We start from the raw sequence: 16801 nt of genomic DNA on the forward strand, positions 1-16801 counted from the left end.
TCTTCAATAACACTGAAAACTAAGACTCTCATCTCATATTCAAGGACTTAACGGCGTTCATTTTTTGAAGCCTTTTTTAAGGGGTTAGCGGTAAGCTGCTCATAGTCAACCCTATTTCTAAAAATTTGCATAGCATTGTAAACGGCTTCTTTAAAAGAGTTCTCATCTGCTATGCCTTTACCTGCAATTTCGTAGGCTGTACCATGGTCTGGAGAGGTCCTTATCCTATTTAACCCTGCTGTAAAATTAACCCCCTGACCAAATGATAAGGTTTTAAAAGGGATCAACCCCTGATCGTGATATGAGGCTATTATAGCATCAAAATTTTTGTAGTTGTCTGATCCAAAAAAGCTATCAGCAGCATAGGGCCCGAAAACCAATGTTCCTGCTTCTCTAATGTTACGAAGTGTAGGTCTTAACACCTCGTCATCTTCTTTACCAATAACGCCGTTATCTCCCGTATGGGGATTAATTCCTAAAACAGCAATTTTTGGTTTTTGTATTCTAAAATCTCTTTTTAGTGACTTATAAACGGTGCTTATTTTTTGCTCTATTAACTCCGGGGTAATATGGGAAGCTATATCTTTAACCGGCACATGGTCTGTAAGCAAGCCCACTCTTAAGGTATTACTTATCATAAACATTAAACTATCGCCTTCCAGTTCCTGAGCTAAATAATCTGTGTGTCCCGGAAATTTAAATTCGTCAGATTGCACATTAAACTTATTTATAGGAGCTGTAATCAAAACGTCAACCTCGTTATTTTTTAAAGCCTTGGTTGCCATTTCAAGGGATTTTATAGCATATGCTCCTATTTTCAGGTTTTCTACACCAAATTCAATTTTTACAGGTTCATTCCAGCAATTAAATACATTCACTTTACCATGAACCAACTGATTCATAGTATTTATATTATGAAAATTGATCTGTGATTTGAAATGGGTTTTAAAGAATGTCATTGTTTTAGTTGAAGCAAAGACTACCGGAGTACAAAAATCTAATATTCTTGAATCTTCAAATGTCTTTAAAACTATTTCTCCTCCAATTCCATTTAAATCACCTATTGAAATTCCTACTACTATATTTTCTGTCTGCTTCATTAAAAATAACAACTTTTGTTCGTAATTTTGATCTTGCAAATTTAACCAAATAAACAGAGATAAGTATGTTTACGGGAATTATTGAAGATATTGGCATTGTTTCAAACTTAATATCAGAACTTGATAACCTTCATATATCAATTAAAAGTGATCTCGCATCTGAATTAAAAATTGATCAGAGTGTTGCTCATAATGGTGTTTGCCTGACTGTTGTCAATATAGACCATAATGAATATACGGTAACTGCCATAAAAGAAACCTTAAACAAAACGAACCTGAATACTTTAAAAATTAATGATAAGGTTAACCTTGAACGCGCCATGAAATTAGGTGATAGGTTAGATGGTCATATTGTTCAGGGCCATGTTGATCAAACTGCTGTATGTACAGATATTAAGGAAGAAAACGGAAGCTGGGTTTTTACATTTAACTATGATGCATCGTTAAATAATATTACCATTGAAAAAGGCTCGATAACCGTAAACGGAACAAGTTTAACTGTTGTTAATTCTAAAAAAGACAGCTTTAATGTTGCTATTATTCCATACACTTACGAGCATACAAATTTCAACACCTTTAAAATAGGTACGGTTGTAAATTTAGAATTTGATGTTCTGGGAAAATATGTTACCAGGCTTACTGCATTAAATAAGCTGGGTTAATCATTCTTTTTTGGAGATACTATGCTTTTAACACCATAAAACAGAGCAGCAATAGCACTAAACAAAACACCTCCGTCAATAGGGAATCCTGGAGGAGGAGTAGTGCTTGGCGGTGGCGGACTAGCTTGCGCCATACATACAAAACTTATTAATACAAATAAGATTGAGGCAAATATTCTTTTACTTTGTATCATCATGGGGTCACAAATGTATAAAAAAAAGTGAGGTCACAAAAATATTCACAAGTTAATCCTAACCAAAAACATCTATAAAGCGTTTTAAATATACGATAAAATACTTGTTTTGCGCTTAGATTTAAGTCAAAAAACTAAAAACTTTTTAGTATTGGCTATTCTGTTTTTCAAATCCATTCGCTTAAATATATTAATGCCTATTTTATCTTAGGAACAATTATAGATTCATTTGTTATGATATATCATAACCCTATAAGTGTGATTTATGTACACCTTGTTGTATCTTATTATGACGGATACAGAAAAGACATACTTATATTCAATTGGCAGAAATATTGCAAAATTGAGAAGGCAAAATAAATTCAGTCAGCTTGATGTTTGTGCTGAAATTAAAATGGAAAAATCTAATTTATCTGCAATTGAAAATGGGCGTCAAAATGCTTCTATTCTTACATTGAAAAGAATTGCAGATGCTATAGGTGTGGAAGTTCAAGTTTTTTTTGATTTATAAATCTCTTTAATTTTGATAAAAAGTTGACTTGTTGACTAATTATTTTTCCTTGCTTCTCCATATATTTAAGACATTATAAATCATCCATTTCATAATATTATAAAATATGAACATAAATACATTAGGCTTAATCTTAGATGTTGTCGGAATTTGGCTATTGGCTCTAGATTTAATTTGGGGCTTACCAGTAGAAAACAAACTGTATTATATTGACAAAAAATTAGCTAATGATGAAAGTCATTATGAATATATGAAGAACCTAATAAGCAACTACCCTACACCTCCCTATACTGACAAAGAAATTAATACCCTTCAGAAGGAAAATGATGATTATTATTTACTATCTAAAAATAAGATGAAGGAAGAAAAAATGATATTAGAAAAGACGCCTTTTAAAATAGCTACATGGGGATTGATAGGGCTTATCCTTGCTTCAATTGGATTTATTCTCCAAATAATTGGATCTTGGACTAGTTAAGGAATTTACATATTGAAATATTTTACAAAACACACATCAACTTCCCTTTAACCTCTCTATTTCCAAACTAACTCTTCTTTGAACAACCTTTCCATAACTATCCTGCGTAATCTTCATACTTGAATGACCTAGTAATCCACTAACTATTTCCAGAGGAACATCATTATAAAGTAAAACTGTACTAGCAAAAGTCCTTCTAACCATATGAGTAGTTAACTTCTTGTCTATACCCACAATAGCACCAATTTTCTTTAATTTGACAACAAAGTTGATGACCTCTTCTATAAAACAACTTAGCAAGTATTATTTTTTAAATTAATTGTCTTCAAACTTCTGAATTATATTACATTTATGCCTTAAATGATAATAAATCTGAATCAACAATTAAATTATAAAATGAAAAAACACCTTTTAATACTACTGTTAAGTTTAAGCTTCTTAGTTTCCAATAGTCAAAGTCAGGATAATGGCAAAAATGAGAGTTACATATTAACAACTAAAGGTAAAAAAATAAATATTATACCTAATGAAGACATTTATTACAATAGATTTTCTATTGATTATGTTAAAAAAGCAGGTTTTTATGGTAAAAAGAAAAAAGTAGATGGTATTGGCTATGTTCGTAAAAATTATAAAACGTTCAGCAGTATAAAAACTAAGAATATAGATAAAATAGTTGATGGAAATAGACTATATCTACCTTTTATAGATGATAAAAAAATTAAAGTGTTCCGCTACATTGCCAAAAACAAAGACTACATACTAGGTTCTTATATCTTAAACTTCTCAACCTCCACACCTTCTTCTATTAGTGCCAGTGGTGAAATATCTACTGCTGTACATAGTTGGCGCTATGTAATTCTAGACCATAGCTATAATTTGATAAAAGAAGGTGAAGTATATGGGGTTAATAATGAAGAAATAGAAAAGAGCTTGGCAGAAATCAAAAAAATATTTGGAGAATGTTTAGGTAGAAATGATAATTTGATGGATTTCATAGCATCAGATGCTATTGAACCAGATGAAAATTTCTCCATTGAAAAACTTCGTGAAAACAAAAAATATAGTAAATATATTTTGCCCAAATTTCTTTATTACCTAAACCAAATTGAATGTAATTAAATTCATAGAAAGGGAAATTAACCACTTACCTTTAACCTGTCTATCTCCAAACTAATTCTTTTCTGCACAACTTTACCATAACTATCCTGAGTTATCTTCATATTGGAATGCCCCAATAACTCACTAACAATTTCCATAGGCACATCATTATAAAGTAAAACTGTAGAAGCAAATGTCCTTCTAGCCATATGTGTTGTAAACTTTTTATCTATACCAACAATAGACCCTATCTCTTTTAAATAAGAGTTGTACTTCTGATTAGTTATTCTAGGAAAAACAAAACCTTCTTGATTAAACCGTTCAAGTATTTCCAATGCCTTTGGCAACAAAGGGATTGACAATGGTTTAGACGTTTTCATTCTGTCCATCTTTATCCATTTATTTCTATCAAAACCAATTACGATGTGCTTTGATTCCAGCCTCATCAATTCATTATAGGGCAAACCCGTGTAACAACAAAAAATGAATAAGTCCTTTACAAACTTTAATCTAGGTTGTGAAAACTCATGTTTTTCAAGCTTACTAAGCTCCTCAGGAGAAAGAAATACAATACTATTTTTAGTCCGTTTTGCTTTATATGCATAAAAGGGTCTTTATCTAAATAACCTTCTGCAACAGCTATCCTAATGGGCTTTCTAAAGCGTTGTATCATCTTATTTATAGTTGCTTGACCTAGACCCTTCTCAGTCTTTAAATAGTACTCAAAATCAGCTAAGAATTGAAGTTTCAACTTATTCAATGGGTAATCATTACGTTTATATTTATGCTTAATAAAACCCTTCATATGCTTATATGAATAATCAAATTTTATCCATGTAGCTCTTTGAATATCAATCCCAATAAGCTTCTCTAAAGATTCTAAATAACTTTTAAAAGATTCAAGAGTTCCTTGTTCTTTTTGAGTTTTTTCTCCTTTATACTGAAGATATATATCTTCTACAGTAAAGCTTTCTTCTTTAACTTGAAGCATTAAAAAAGCCTGACTAAGTTTTGTCTTAATCAGGCTTAATTGTGTATTGATGAGTTCTGTATCAGGTTCAGGTGGTTTTACCAATTGTTGCTTGCTATTCCAATTGCTAGGGTTTATGAACTGTCCCGTTGAGAATTGATGTCTTTGTTTATTATATGTTATCCTACATCTTATAGGACACATACCTTTTTTGTTAAGCTTAGTTTTTCTAACTAAGAACAGTATATTTAGTTTCATATGTTTAATATTTAAAATGGGGTACCTGAAAATTCTTTTGGGGTACCTAGTGGGGTACTTTTTATATAAAATAAGTTGGTAAGTTCACTTTTAGAAGTAAAATGCAACCAATGCATACAATGCAGTAATACTAAAAGATAAGGCACAAAAAAAGCCCAAACTAAATTATAGCTTAGACTTCTAAGGTGGTCCCACCTGGGCTCGAACCAGGGACTTTCTGATTATGAGTCAGATACTCTAACCAACTGAGTTATAGGACCGAAATTGGAGTGCAATATTACTATTTATTTTAATTGTTACCAAGAAAAATTATTCCTTTATCTCCTGGCATAACTCAATTAAAACACCATTTGATGATTTTGGGTGTAAAAAAGCTACAAGCTTATTGTCTGCTCCCTGTTTTGGTGTTTCATTTAATACTTTAAAACCTTCCTTTTTAAGGCGCTGAATTTCAGACCAAATATCATCTACATCAAAAGCCATATGATGAATACCTTCTCCTTTTTTAGCAATAAATTTAGCAATGGGACTATCTTTATGAGTGGCCTCTAACAGCTCAATCTTATTTTCGCCAACTTTAAAAAAAGAGGTCTTTACACCTTCGCTTTCTACAGTTTCCATCTTATAATGTGGTTTATTAAAAAGTTTTGAAAACAATTCATTTGAAGCGTCTAAGCTCTTTACCGCTATTCCAATATGTTCTATTTTATTCATCTAAAAGAATTCTTTTGCCATTTCTAAATACATAAAATAACTTACTAATATTTCAAAATTGTTATCAAGATAAGAAAATAGCCGTCTAAAAGTAATATAATCTTTAAATATCCTTTATTTTTGCACTTATGGAAGAAAGTCAGAGACAAAAAAAAATAGGTTCAGTTTTACAACAGGACTTGGTTGATGTGTTGCAAGGTGCCGCTACACAAGGTGGTATGCGTGGTATTTTAATCTCAGTTACTAAAGTAAAGGTAACTGTAGACCTCTCTGTAGCTAAAGTGTATTTGAGTATTTTTCCTAATAATAAGGGGAAAGCGCTTTTGGAGGGAATCAGATCCAACACGCCTTTAATTAGACATGAACTGGCACAACGCACAAAAAACCAACTAAGACGCATGCCTAATTTGGAATTTTTTATTGACGACTCTTTAGAGTATATTGATCAAATAGAAAAATCACTTAAAGGCAAAGAAAACCCTATAAAGGATCCTGATATTTTAGACAAAAGAAAAAAATCCTAATTTATTAATTGAGCTTCTCCCTATATATAGCAAAACGTTACCTACGCTCCAAGAGCACAAACAACGCTATTAATTTTATAACCTATATAGCCATTACAGGCATTATCCTGGGGGCAGCATCCCTGTTTATTGTCCTTTCCGGTTTTGCAGGTCTTAAAGATTTTACTTTACAGTTTTCAAGTGTTGTTGACCCCGACTTAAAAGCTGAAACCGCCACGGGAAAATCCTTTATTTTAACCGATGATGAAATTAATAAACTTGACGCCCTGGATGATATAGCTTATTATTCTAAAATCATTGAAGAACGGGTTATAATTACTTTGGATGACAAAAACGCCCTGGTAACCATTAAAGGGGTAGATGAACATTTTCAAAAGGTAGTCAATATAGATTCTGTGATAGATCATGGGAGTTGGCTGGATCAAAAATCTAATGAAATAGTAGTGGGGTGGGGTATTGCAAACAGCCTGTCTATTGGTATCTTAGATTTCAGCAAAGCAATAAACGTTTATGTTCCTAAACCGGGTAAAGGCCAGATAACATCGGCTAAAAATGCTTTTAATGCGGCTAAGGCTGTTAACGTAGGGGTGTTCTTTATTAATGAAAGCCTGAACGACCTTTATACTTTTGCGCCTATTGATATGGTAACAACGCTTTTAAACTATAAACCCAATCAAATTTCATCTATAGAATTTAAACTTAAGGACGGTATTGTTGAAACAGAAGCAAGAGCAAAAATTCAGGCCATTTTAGGCAATAAGGTTATCATAAAAAACAGAGCCCAGCTTAATGATGCGCTTTATAAAATGTTGAATACAGAAAATTTGGTGGTGTATTTAATTTTTACATTGGTTTTAATCATTGCTTTTTTTAACATTATTGGTTCTTTAATTATGATGATGCTGGATAAAAAATCAAGCTTGAGCACTTTATTTAACATAGGCGCTACTGTTCAGGACATCAGAAAGATTTTCTTTTTCCAGGGCAGTTTAATGAGCATTATTGGAGGTGTTATTGGTTTGGGCGTTGCATTAATAGTCACTATGTTACAAAAAACATTTAGTTTGGTCATGATTACTCCGTCATTGGCCTATCCTGTAAACATTAAGGTTGAAAACTTTTTTATCGTCTTTTTTACCATTTCCGTTCTGGGTATTATAGCCTCAAAAATAGCTTCGGTACGCATTACAAAATCGTTAGTACAAAATTATTGAGTGTGTTTGCAAACCGCAAAAGTGATAGGAACCCTTCAATTGTGTTTAGGATAAACTCTTCCTTTTTAAAACAAACGACACTAATTTAGTAGAGACTGAAATTCAGCAGATTGCCACGTCGCATACTCCTCGCAATGACATTTAAAAAAAATATAGTTATAGCACGGTGGCTTGCCATTTGCCAAAAATAAAAAAAGCTATTCTGTAAACTGATATCCGGCAAACTTCTCCAATACCTCATCAAAGGTTGCAAAAACATCCTTAGAGTGATCGCTGGTCACCATTTTCATACGGTATTCCTTGAAATGCGGGATTCCTTTAAAGTAATTAGTGTAATGCCTGCGGGTTTCAAAAACTCCAAGCGTTTCTCCCTTCCAGTCTATAGACATTTGCAAATGCCTGCGAGCAGCCTCAACACGTTCTGCCAAAGAAATTGGCAATAAGTGTTCTCCGGTTTCAAAATAGTGTTTTACCTGTTTAAAAAACCAGGGATTCCCAATACTGGCACGTCCAATCATAGCGCCGTCCAATCCATAACTGTCTCGCATTTCTGCAGCTCTTTCAGGAGTGTCCACATCTCCATTACCAAATACAGGAATATGCATTCTTGGGTTGTTTTTTACCTGGGCAATAGGTTTCCAATCGGCATTACCCTTATACATCTGTGCACGGGTGCGTCCGTGAATTGCTATGGCCTTACAGCCTACATCCTGCAAACGTTCTGCAACCTCAACAATTTTAATGGAGTCATGATCCCACCCTAAACGGGTTTTTACGGTAATCGGAATATTAGTGCGCTTAACCATTTCGGCAGTAAGCTTTTCCATAAGGCATATATCCTTTAAAATACCGGCTCCGGCACCTTTACTAACGACCTTTTTTACCGGGCAACCAAAATTAATATCTATAATATCCGGTTTTGATGCCGAAACAATATCTATTGTTTGCAGCATACTGTCCAGGTTAGCACCAAATATTTGAATACCTACAGGTCTTTCTTTTTCATAAATATCCAGTTTCATAACACTTTTTGCCGCATTTCGGATCAAGCCTTCACTAGACACAAACTCAGTATAGACCACATCCGCCCCCTGCTCTTTGCACAATGCTCTAAACGGTGGGTCGCTAACATCTTCCATAGGCGCTAAAAGCAATGGGAAATCTGAAAGTTCTATAGTATCTATTTTGACCAAGGTGATTTATTTTTGCGCAAAATTACTGTTTTTTTAAAGAATCTTACAAGTCCCACCCTTTTGTTCAAAGTTAGCAGGGGAAATTATCTATATTTGCAAATTATATCTATGTAGTAGATTCCCTTATGAAGCACATTAGAAATTTTTGCATTATTGCACATATAGATCACGGTAAAAGCACACTTGCAGACCGTTTATTGGATTATACAGGTTCTGTAACAGCCAGAGAAAAACAGGACCAGTTGCTTGATAATATGGACTTGGAACGTGAACGTGGTATTACAATCAAGTCGCACGCCATTCAAATGGATTATGAATATCAGGGTGAAAACTATGTTTTAAACCTTATTGACACTCCCGGGCATGTTGATTTTTCATATGAAGTCTCCCGTTCTATTGCCGCTTGTGAAGGGGCCTTATTAATTGTTGATGCGGCACAAAGTATCCAGGCGCAGACTATTTCTAATTTATATTTAGCTTTAGAAAACGACCTGGAGATCATTCCCGTTTTAAATAAAGTAGATTTACCAAGTGCCAATCCTGAAGAGGTTACCGATGATATTGTTGATTTATTGGGTTGTGATCCTGAAGAAGTGATACATGCCAGCGGAAAAACAGGTTTTGGTGTAGATAATATTTTGGCCGCTATTATAGATCGTATTCCGGCTCCTCAGGGCGACCCGAATGCACCATTGCAGGCCCTGATATTTGACTCAGTATACAACACTTTTAGAGGTATTGAAACCTACTTTAGAGTATTTAACGGAGAAATAAAAAAGGGACAACATATTAAGTTTGTTGCTACGGGTAAAGATTATTATGCAGACGAGGTTGGTACTTTAAAACTAACCCAGGTAGCTAAGCAAAATGTAAAAACAGGTGATGTAGGTTACCTGATCACCGGTATTAAAACGGCTAAAGAAGTAAAGGTTGGTGATACCATCACTGATTTTGCCAAGCCTACTTCCAATATTGTTGAAGGTTTTGAAGATGTTAAGCCCATGGTTTTTGCGGGTATATATCCTGTAGATACTGAGGATTATGAAGAGCTACGTGCCTCTATGGAAAAGCTGCAACTTAACGATGCGTCTTTGGTATTTCAACCGGAAAGTTCTGCGGCATTGGGCTTTGGTTTCCGCTGTGGGTTCTTAGGGATGCTCCATATGGAAATTATTCAGGAGCGTTTAGAACGCGAGTTTGATATGACTGTGATTACTACAGTTCCCAACGTATCCTATCATGCTTATACCAATAAAAACCCGGATGAGATTATTATTGTGAATAACCCATCCGATCTGCCTGAACCCTCTACCTTAAATCGAGTGGAAGAACCTTATATAAAAGCTACTATCATTACCAAGTCTGATTTTATAGGAAATGTTATGTCGCTTTGTATTGAAAAAAGAGGTATTATAACCAATCAAACCTATTTAACACCGGTACGTGTTGAACTCACTTTTGAAATGCCTTTGGCTGAGATTGTTTTTGATTTTTACGACCGGTTAAAAACGGTTTCTAAAGGGTATGCTTCTTTTGATTATCATCCTATAGGCATGAAGTCGTCTAAATTGGTGCGTTTGGACATTCTTTTAAATGCACAGCCTGTAGATGCACTTTCTGCTTTAATTCATGCTGATAACGCACAGACTATTGGGCGCAAAATGTGTGAAAAACTAAGAGAGCTTATTCCACGTCAGCAGTTTGATATACCTATTCAGGCTGCCATAGGTGCTAAAATTGTTTCTCGTGAAACCATTAAAGCTTTACGTAAAGATGTTACGGCTAAATGTTATGGTGGTGATATTTCACGTAAGCGTAAACTTCTGGAAAAGCAGAAAAAAGGTAAAAAACGTATGCGTCAGGTAGGTAACGTTGAAATTCCGCAACAAGCATTTATGGCCGTATTAAAGCTAAATGATTAAAAAGAGTAGCTTAACTACGATTTCAATGAAAATACATTTTCATTTTTTTGTAAGTTGTGAGAAGTTAAACCAGAAAGAGGTATTAGGTGTCTTGAGACTCAAAAAACATACTATTTTTGATTAAATAAACCCTTTTTCTTCAGCTAATTTAAGCAGTTTTCTATCGCTTTTACCCACAATGTTAAACGTTTGCTTTAAAACACGTTTTCTTTTTTCCAGAGCAGCTAGAGATAACGGTAACACTTCCGGTAACTCGCTCATTCTTGCTCCTCGAGACAGTTCAAACAACATTTTTCTGTCAATGGTATCTATAGAAAACCCATTAGCAACCTGTTTGCGCATCAATTGAACTACAGATTTACTATAATACGGTGTGCCTTTAATTACAGACTCTATAGCCTTTACAAGCTCTCTGGGGTTTAAGTCATTTTTTATTAAAAACCCATCCGGGTTCAGGCTTTTAAAAATGGAATTAACCCTATAATTGTCATTATAGGTTGTGGCTACTATTACTTTGGCATTTGGTAATATGTCTTTTATTTTAATCCCTAAATCCTCCCCGGAAATTAATCTTCCATCCTTAGAAGAAGGCAATTGAATATCCAGAAACACAATATCTATTAGCACCTCTTTTGAGGCCTCTTTAGCTTTTGCATAAGCGGTATCACAATCATTTGCAGTATCAATTTTAAATTTTAAGCCGCGCTTTTTAAAACTTATATGTCTAAGGGCATTTTCATAAGCATTAACGATCAATGGATGATCTTCTACTAGTAATACGTTCATATTCTATACACTTTTTAAGTTAGGGATTTTTATATATAATTCTGTGCCTTTATCAGGGGTTGAAGTAATTTTAAAATGACCTTCCAGCTTTGATACTCTAGATGCTATATTCTTCAAACCAATGCCTTTATAGTTTTTTTGAGCATCAAACCCTATGCCATTGTCCTTTATTTTAATCACTAAAACAGGCTTTTTTAATACCGAAAAAGTAATACTCACATTTTGTGCTTGTGCATGCTTCACTATGTTTTGTACCGCCTCTTGTATTATACGGTAAATTTCAACCCGAACTCCTTCATTTAAGGTCTCAAAATTTACAGTACTATCTTTTTTAATCCGATACTTAAAATTAGCTATAACGCTTTGAGATTCTAGATATTGCTCTATAAGGGCTTCAAAATTGGTTCTTGATAATGCGGTTTCTTTTTTAAGTGCATGAGACACTTCCCTAACTTCTTTTTCTATGGTTTGTAACTCCTCAATATAGACCTTATATTGTTTCATGGTTTGATCATCACCCCGAACCTCCAAAAATCCCATGCCCATTCTGGTACCAAATAACCTGCTCAATACCCCATCATGCAATTCTTCTGCTATTCTATGTCGTTCCTGTAACCGGCCTTCTTCCTGTTTGCTTTGCTGTTGTAACATGAGTTTATAGATCTCCTGATTGGCTTTTTCCTGTTCACTTGCAAATACAAGGGCTTTGTTTTTGGAACGCTGGGTTTTAATATAATATAACAACCCCAGGATCAGCAATAAAATACCGCCAATAGTCGAAATTAAAACGTTCTGGGTACTTAACCGTTGAGTTTCTTTTATATACTGATCCGTCTCAAATTGTATTCTGGCATACTTATTCCTATTGATCCGTTCATTATCAATCAAACTGTCGTTCAGCCTAATGTACTCAAATAAATAGGCCTTGCCTTTATTGCCTTCTTTAAGCTTTGAAAGCATTTTTAATGCTCTTAGGGTTTCCCCGTGCTCTCTGATTTCTTTAGCTTTTTTATATGAACGCTTAGCATAATATAATGCGCGGGCTTTTTGTTGAGTAGCATAATAATACTCCGCCATGTCATTACCAGATGCTGACAATTCATAAGACAAATTGAGGTATTCAAAAGTTTTATTAGCTCTGGTAAACAAAGAATCTATTGCTTTATAATTCTCCTTTTTTGCCAAAAACATGGTATAAGCCAAATTATTCAGTATAGCTCCATAAGAAATGGGGTCTTTCTCCTTTATTGTAGTATCTTCAAGTAACTTATTATATATTTTAAATACCCTATCATAATTTTCAGTTTCCCTGAATAGCTCAGCCAGATTGATCTTAATATATAATTCAACAACATGATTTGATAATTTTGTACTAATGTTCAAAGCTTTTTTATAATACTCAAAAGCATTATCATACTCTTTGAGATCAACCAAATTCAAACTTAAAGAATTATACAAGTAACATAGCATGTCCAAGCTTTCAGGGTCTGTAAATTGATGCAGTAGGTTAATGCCCTGCATAGTAGTAGATTGGCTTCCTATGTAATCCCGTTCGTCATTTTGTAAATACCCTATATTTAACAATATTTGCGCTCTTTCCAATAAAATGGATCGCGAATCACCTATATATTCCAGGATATCCAATGCCTTGTAATAATAGTAATATGAACTATCTTGGTTTATAGATCGGTGGTATGAATTTGCCAAAGATTGATATATAGAAGATTCAGATTTCAGATCTTTTAGTTTACGGGCACGTTTTAAATTTGAATAATTTAATTCCCTTAAGTCTTTATAATATTGCTCATCATACAAATAGCAATCTGAAAGGTTTATTTCAGATCTGAGAATCACAGAATCAATTGCTGTTTTATAGGATAATGCACGGGCCTTCTTGGCATATCTTATTCTGGTTTCTATATCAAAATTGGGGTTTCCAGAAAGCCACCTTAACCCCTGTATACTGTCCAATTGCACTTTAAAATCCCCGGATTGAGCACTTACCTTTAAACCCAAAAACAACAAGATAACAATATAGAAGTGGTTTCTTATCATATGTAGTAATTCTTCTGTAAGAAAGAATACAAATATAGAATTTATTCTATTTCATTAATTCTCAATGACATCTCTTGTCTTAATGGAATTCTGTTTTAATGTCGCATATATTGAAACGCCTAAGAGCCTCCCTTTTTTTGAATGCTATATGTATTGAATGTACAAAAACCCTAACAGCCCCTACCAGCTTTTATTTAAAGATTTTATGAATGATTAAGACTAAAACCCCTTTTTTATGCAATTTTATTATTGATATTTTCATGTTATCTTGTTTCTACTTTATTTTCTTCAAAAAAAGGAATACCCTCAAATTGTTAATAATTATTTTGTATGTTTATAACATAGTATGTTTAACAATTTGTTTAAATACCACAAGTCCTTGTTAATGCTATGTTTAACTAATTTTGTTCCGGATCGTTTTTTGCTCAAGTGTAAAAATTGTTATTAACAATTTTAAAAAATTTAATATGCTTTTTTACTTGATTTTCAGCAAAATACCGAACAAATAATTGTATTAATAATTTTTCAAATTAATCTAAAGAAAAGAGCATCGTAAGTATTTGATTTCTTTTTTTTGCATCAATTTTAGACATTACACCCATATGAAAGCACTTTTTTATACCAGAGAATTTCCACCATATGTTTATGGCGGCGCAGGAGTTCATGTTGAATATTTGGCCGGAGAATTAGCTAAATTAATGGATGTAGATGTAAGATCTTTTGGTGACCAAAACGACACATCTGCCAATCTAACGGTTAAGGGGTTCCCTTTTGAGAATACTATTTTTGATGGTGCCGATGATAAGTTAAAATCAGTATTTAAAACCTTAAGCACTTGCCTTCACATGAATGCTGAACCTATAGATGCTGATGTGGTGCATTGTCATACCTGGTATGCACATTTTGCCGGTATTGTTGCAAAACTGTGCTATGGGGTTCCCTTGGTTATAACAACGCATTCTTTAGAACCCCTAAGGCCCTGGAAAAGAGAACAACTAGGCAGAGGTTATGATGCGTCTTCCTGGGTGGAAAAAACAGCTATTGAAATGGCCGATGCTCTTATTGCAGTTTCAGAAGAAACCAAAGAAGATGTTTTAAAGCATTTTAACGTAAGTGAAGACAAAGTAAAGGTTATTTACAACGGCATTAATCTTCAGCAATATAATGTAACCTCAGAAACCTCAACATTAGATAACTATGGGGTAGATAAAACCAAACCTTATGTGCTTTTTGTTGGAAGGATTACCCGTCAAAAGGGAATCATCCATTTAGTAAATGCCATAAAATATATTGACCCGGATACTCAAATTGTACTCTGTGCCGGCGCTCCAGATACGCCGGAGATAGCCAAAGAAATGGAAGACAGCGTTAATGAGGTTAAAAAGACCCGTAATAATGTAATCTGGATTGATAAGATGGTTACAAAAGAAGAGATCATTCAGCTATATTCACATGCCGATGTATTTTGTTGTCCGTCTATCTACGAACCCTTTGGAATTATTAATATTGAAGCTATGGCTTGTAATACAGCAGTTGTAGCTAGTGCTGTTGGTGGCATAAAAGAAGTTGTTGTTGATGGAGAAACCGGAATTTTAGTACCTCTTGAACAACAACAAGAAGCTCCTTTTGAACCTATAGACCCTGATAAATTTTCCAGGGATTTAGCAGAAGGAGTCAATAAGGTTATCAATGATAAAAATTTAAGAGAAACTATGGCTATTAATGGTAGAAAACGTGTTGAAGACTACTTTGACTGGATAGCCATTGCAAAACAAGTTGAGGATTTGTATAAATCTTTGATATAGAGTTAAACTAATAAAAACCAAAACATATGATTAATAATAAGGTATTAGCCATAATTTTAGGCGGCGGACAGGGATCAAGATTATACCCATTAACCAAAGACAGGTCTAAACCAGCTGTTCCAATTGCGGGGAAATACAGGTTAGTAGACATTCCTATATCTAATTGTATCAATTCAGATATTAAAAGAATGTATGTTTTAACACAGTTTAATTCAGCCTCATTAAATCGTCATATAAAAAACACATACCATTTTAGCTTTTTTAGCAGCGCATTTGTTGATGTATTAGCAGCAGAGCAAACCCCTCAAAACAAAACATGGTTTCAGGGAACTGCTGATGCCGTACGTCAAAGTATGCATCACTTTTTAAGACATGAGTTTGATTATTTCCTGATATTATCAGGAGATCAATTATACCAAATGGATTATGAACAAATGATAAATGCTCATGAAGAAAGCGGTGCTGAAATTTCAATAGCTACCATTCCTGTTACGGCAAAAGAGGCTACTGAGTTTGGTATCCTAAAATCTGATGAAGCTAATATTATAACCTCATTCATTGAAAAACCAGATGAAAGCTTACTCCCTGACTGGTCTTCTGAGGTTAGTGACGACATGAAAGCTCAGGGCAGGAATTACTTAGCTTCCATGGGGATCTATATCTTTAACAGAAGCTTATTAACTGAGCTTATGGAAAACCCGGATACCAATGACTTTGGAAAGGAAATTATTCCAAATGCCATAGAAAGCCATAAAACCTTAAGTTATCAATATGAAGGGTATTGGACAGATATTGGAAACATTGATTCTTTCTTTGAAGCCAATATTGGATTAACCGATGATATTCCTCAATTTGATCTGTACGATAAGAAAAAGCGTATCTATACCAGAGCCCGAATGCTTCCAACAACAAAAGTAGCAGGAACTATGCTTGAAAAAGCAGTTATAGCCGAAGGCTGTATTATTAGTGCTGCTAAAATTGAAAAATCTGTTATTGGAATTCGTTCAAGAATAGGCGATGAAACCACAATAATAAATACCTATATGATGGGTTGTGATTATTACGAAACATTAGCCGAAATAGACAGTAAAAGAATCGATATCCTTTTAGGTATAGGTGAACGTTGTTTCATTAAAAATGCCATTATTGATAAAAATTGTAGAATCGGTGATGATGTACGCATAAACGGAGGTAGCCATTTAGAAAATACAGAAACCGACACGTATTTAGTAAAAGACGGTATTGTAGTTATCAAAAAAGGAGCAGTTATACCAAAAGGAACCGTAATTTAAAAACCATTTTTATTTTCTTTTT

Annotated in this window: 18 protein-coding genes and 1 tRNA gene; 9 read left to right on the forward strand and 10 right to left on the reverse strand. The window is 33.9% G+C overall.

Annotated features, from left to right (window positions below; genetic code table 11):
• Positions 1 to 47: 47 nt before the first annotated feature.
• On the reverse strand, positions 48 to 1100 hold the full coding sequence (pdxA, locus tag VOI54_RS04185; protein WP_326281464.1) for a 4-hydroxythreonine-4-phosphate dehydrogenase PdxA: 1053 nt from the start codon (positions 1098 to 1100) through the stop codon (positions 48 to 50).
• 65 nt (positions 1101 to 1165) lie between these two features.
• On the opposite strand from pdxA, the gene VOI54_RS04190 reads away from it, so the two are divergent.
• A complete protein-coding gene (locus tag VOI54_RS04190) occupies positions 1166 to 1762 on the forward strand; it encodes a riboflavin synthase (protein WP_326281465.1) in 597 nt (198 codons plus the stop codon).
• On the opposite strand, the gene VOI54_RS04195 is transcribed toward VOI54_RS04190, so the two are convergent.
• On the reverse strand, positions 1759 to 1959 hold the full coding sequence (locus VOI54_RS04195) for an Fjoh_0651 family PID-CTERM protein (protein ID WP_503619834.1): 201 nt from the start codon (positions 1957 to 1959) through the stop codon (positions 1759 to 1761). The two genes, VOI54_RS04190 and VOI54_RS04195, sit on opposite strands and share 4 nt — an antisense overlap.
• Before the next feature lie 286 nt (positions 1960 to 2245).
• Here VOI54_RS04195 and VOI54_RS04200 point away from each other — a divergent pair, with 286 nt between their 5' ends.
• Positions 2246 to 2467, forward strand: coding sequence for a helix-turn-helix domain-containing protein (locus VOI54_RS04200; protein ID WP_326281467.1), 222 nt, complete (start codon positions 2246 to 2248; stop codon positions 2465 to 2467).
• Positions 2468 to 2573: 106 nt separating this feature from the next.
• On the forward strand, positions 2574 to 2945 hold the full coding sequence (locus VOI54_RS04205; protein ID WP_326281468.1) for a hypothetical protein: 372 nt from the start codon (positions 2574 to 2576) through the stop codon (positions 2943 to 2945).
• A gap of 36 nt (positions 2946 to 2981) precedes the next feature.
• Here VOI54_RS04205 and VOI54_RS04210 read toward each other — a convergent pair whose 3' ends face one another.
• Positions 2982 to 3245, reverse strand: coding sequence for a tyrosine-type recombinase/integrase (locus tag VOI54_RS04210; protein ID WP_326281469.1), 264 nt, complete (start codon positions 3243 to 3245; stop codon positions 2982 to 2984).
• Between the two features lie 96 nt (positions 3246 to 3341).
• Here VOI54_RS04210 and VOI54_RS04215 point away from each other — a divergent pair, with 96 nt between their 5' ends.
• Complete coding sequence (locus VOI54_RS04215) at positions 3342 to 4067, forward strand: hypothetical protein (RefSeq protein ID WP_326281470.1); 726 nt, start codon at positions 3342 to 3344, stop codon at positions 4065 to 4067.
• Positions 4068 to 4084: 17 nt separating this feature from the next.
• Here the strand turns inward: VOI54_RS04215 and VOI54_RS04220 are convergent, their stop codons facing one another.
• From VOI54_RS04220 to mce, 4 genes are all read right to left on the reverse strand, one after another.
• Positions 4085 to 4618 carry a site-specific integrase gene (locus VOI54_RS04220; protein ID WP_326283134.1) on the reverse strand — a complete coding sequence of 178 codons (534 nt, stop codon included), beginning with the start codon at positions 4616 to 4618 and terminating at the stop codon, positions 4085 to 4087.
• Complete coding sequence (locus VOI54_RS04225; RefSeq protein WP_326281471.1) at positions 4552 to 5274, reverse strand: phage integrase SAM-like domain and Arm DNA-binding domain-containing protein; 723 nt, start codon at positions 5272 to 5274, stop codon at positions 4552 to 4554. The genes VOI54_RS04220 and VOI54_RS04225 overlap by 67 nt, the downstream gene beginning before the upstream one ends.
• A 186-nt stretch (positions 5275 to 5460) precedes the next feature.
• Positions 5461 to 5534: transfer RNA gene (locus tag VOI54_RS04230), tRNA-Ile, on the reverse strand.
• 49 nt (positions 5535 to 5583) lie between these two features.
• Entirely contained in the window at positions 5584 to 5988 is a 405-nt protein-coding gene (gene mce, locus VOI54_RS04235; protein ID WP_326281472.1) for a methylmalonyl-CoA epimerase, read from the reverse strand.
• A gap of 128 nt (positions 5989 to 6116) precedes the next feature.
• Here mce and rbfA point away from each other — a divergent pair, with 128 nt between their 5' ends.
• Together rbfA and VOI54_RS04245 are read left to right on the forward strand one after the other, a co-directional pair.
• Entirely contained in the window at positions 6117 to 6512 is a 396-nt protein-coding gene (rbfA, locus tag VOI54_RS04240; RefSeq protein WP_326281473.1) for a 30S ribosome-binding factor RbfA, read from the forward strand.
• 8 nt (positions 6513 to 6520) lie between these two features.
• Positions 6521 to 7726 carry an ABC transporter permease gene (locus VOI54_RS04245; protein ID WP_326281474.1) on the forward strand — a complete coding sequence of 402 codons (1206 nt, stop codon included), beginning with the start codon at positions 6521 to 6523 and terminating at the stop codon, positions 7724 to 7726.
• A 197-nt stretch (positions 7727 to 7923) separates the two neighbouring features.
• On the opposite strand, the gene dusB is transcribed toward VOI54_RS04245, so the two are convergent.
• Complete coding sequence (gene dusB, locus VOI54_RS04250; protein ID WP_326281475.1) at positions 7924 to 8919, reverse strand: tRNA dihydrouridine synthase DusB; 996 nt, start codon at positions 8917 to 8919, stop codon at positions 7924 to 7926.
• A gap of 125 nt (positions 8920 to 9044) precedes the next feature.
• On the opposite strand from dusB, the gene lepA reads away from it, so the two are divergent.
• Positions 9045 to 10841, forward strand: a complete 1797-nt coding sequence (gene lepA, locus VOI54_RS04255; RefSeq protein WP_326281476.1) for a translation elongation factor 4 — start codon at positions 9045 to 9047, stop codon at positions 10839 to 10841.
• A gap of 120 nt (positions 10842 to 10961) precedes the next feature.
• Here the strand turns inward: lepA and VOI54_RS04260 are convergent, their stop codons facing one another.
• Together VOI54_RS04260 and VOI54_RS04265 are read right to left on the reverse strand one after the other, a co-directional pair.
• Positions 10962 to 11627 (reverse strand): response regulator, encoded by a 666-nt coding sequence (locus VOI54_RS04260; protein ID WP_326281477.1) that lies wholly within the window; start codon positions 11625 to 11627, stop codon positions 10962 to 10964.
• A 3-nt stretch (positions 11628 to 11630) separates the two neighbouring features.
• Positions 11631 to 13682, reverse strand: a complete 2052-nt coding sequence (locus tag VOI54_RS04265) for a tetratricopeptide repeat-containing sensor histidine kinase (protein WP_326281478.1) — start codon at positions 13680 to 13682, stop codon at positions 11631 to 11633.
• Positions 13683 to 14284: 602 nt separating this feature from the next.
• On the opposite strand from VOI54_RS04265, the gene glgA reads away from it, so the two are divergent.
• Entirely contained in the window at positions 14285 to 15487 is a 1203-nt protein-coding gene (gene glgA, locus VOI54_RS04270; protein WP_326281479.1) for a glycogen synthase, read from the forward strand.
• 26 nt (positions 15488 to 15513) lie between these two features.
• Entirely contained in the window at positions 15514 to 16779 is a 1266-nt protein-coding gene (locus VOI54_RS04275; RefSeq protein WP_326281480.1) for a glucose-1-phosphate adenylyltransferase, read from the forward strand.
• Positions 16780 to 16801 lie beyond the last annotated feature (22 nt).

This window comes from Alterotamlana spongicola (assembly GCF_035818475.1).
Lineage (GTDB): Bacteria > Bacteroidota > Bacteroidia > Flavobacteriales > Flavobacteriaceae > Cognatitamlana.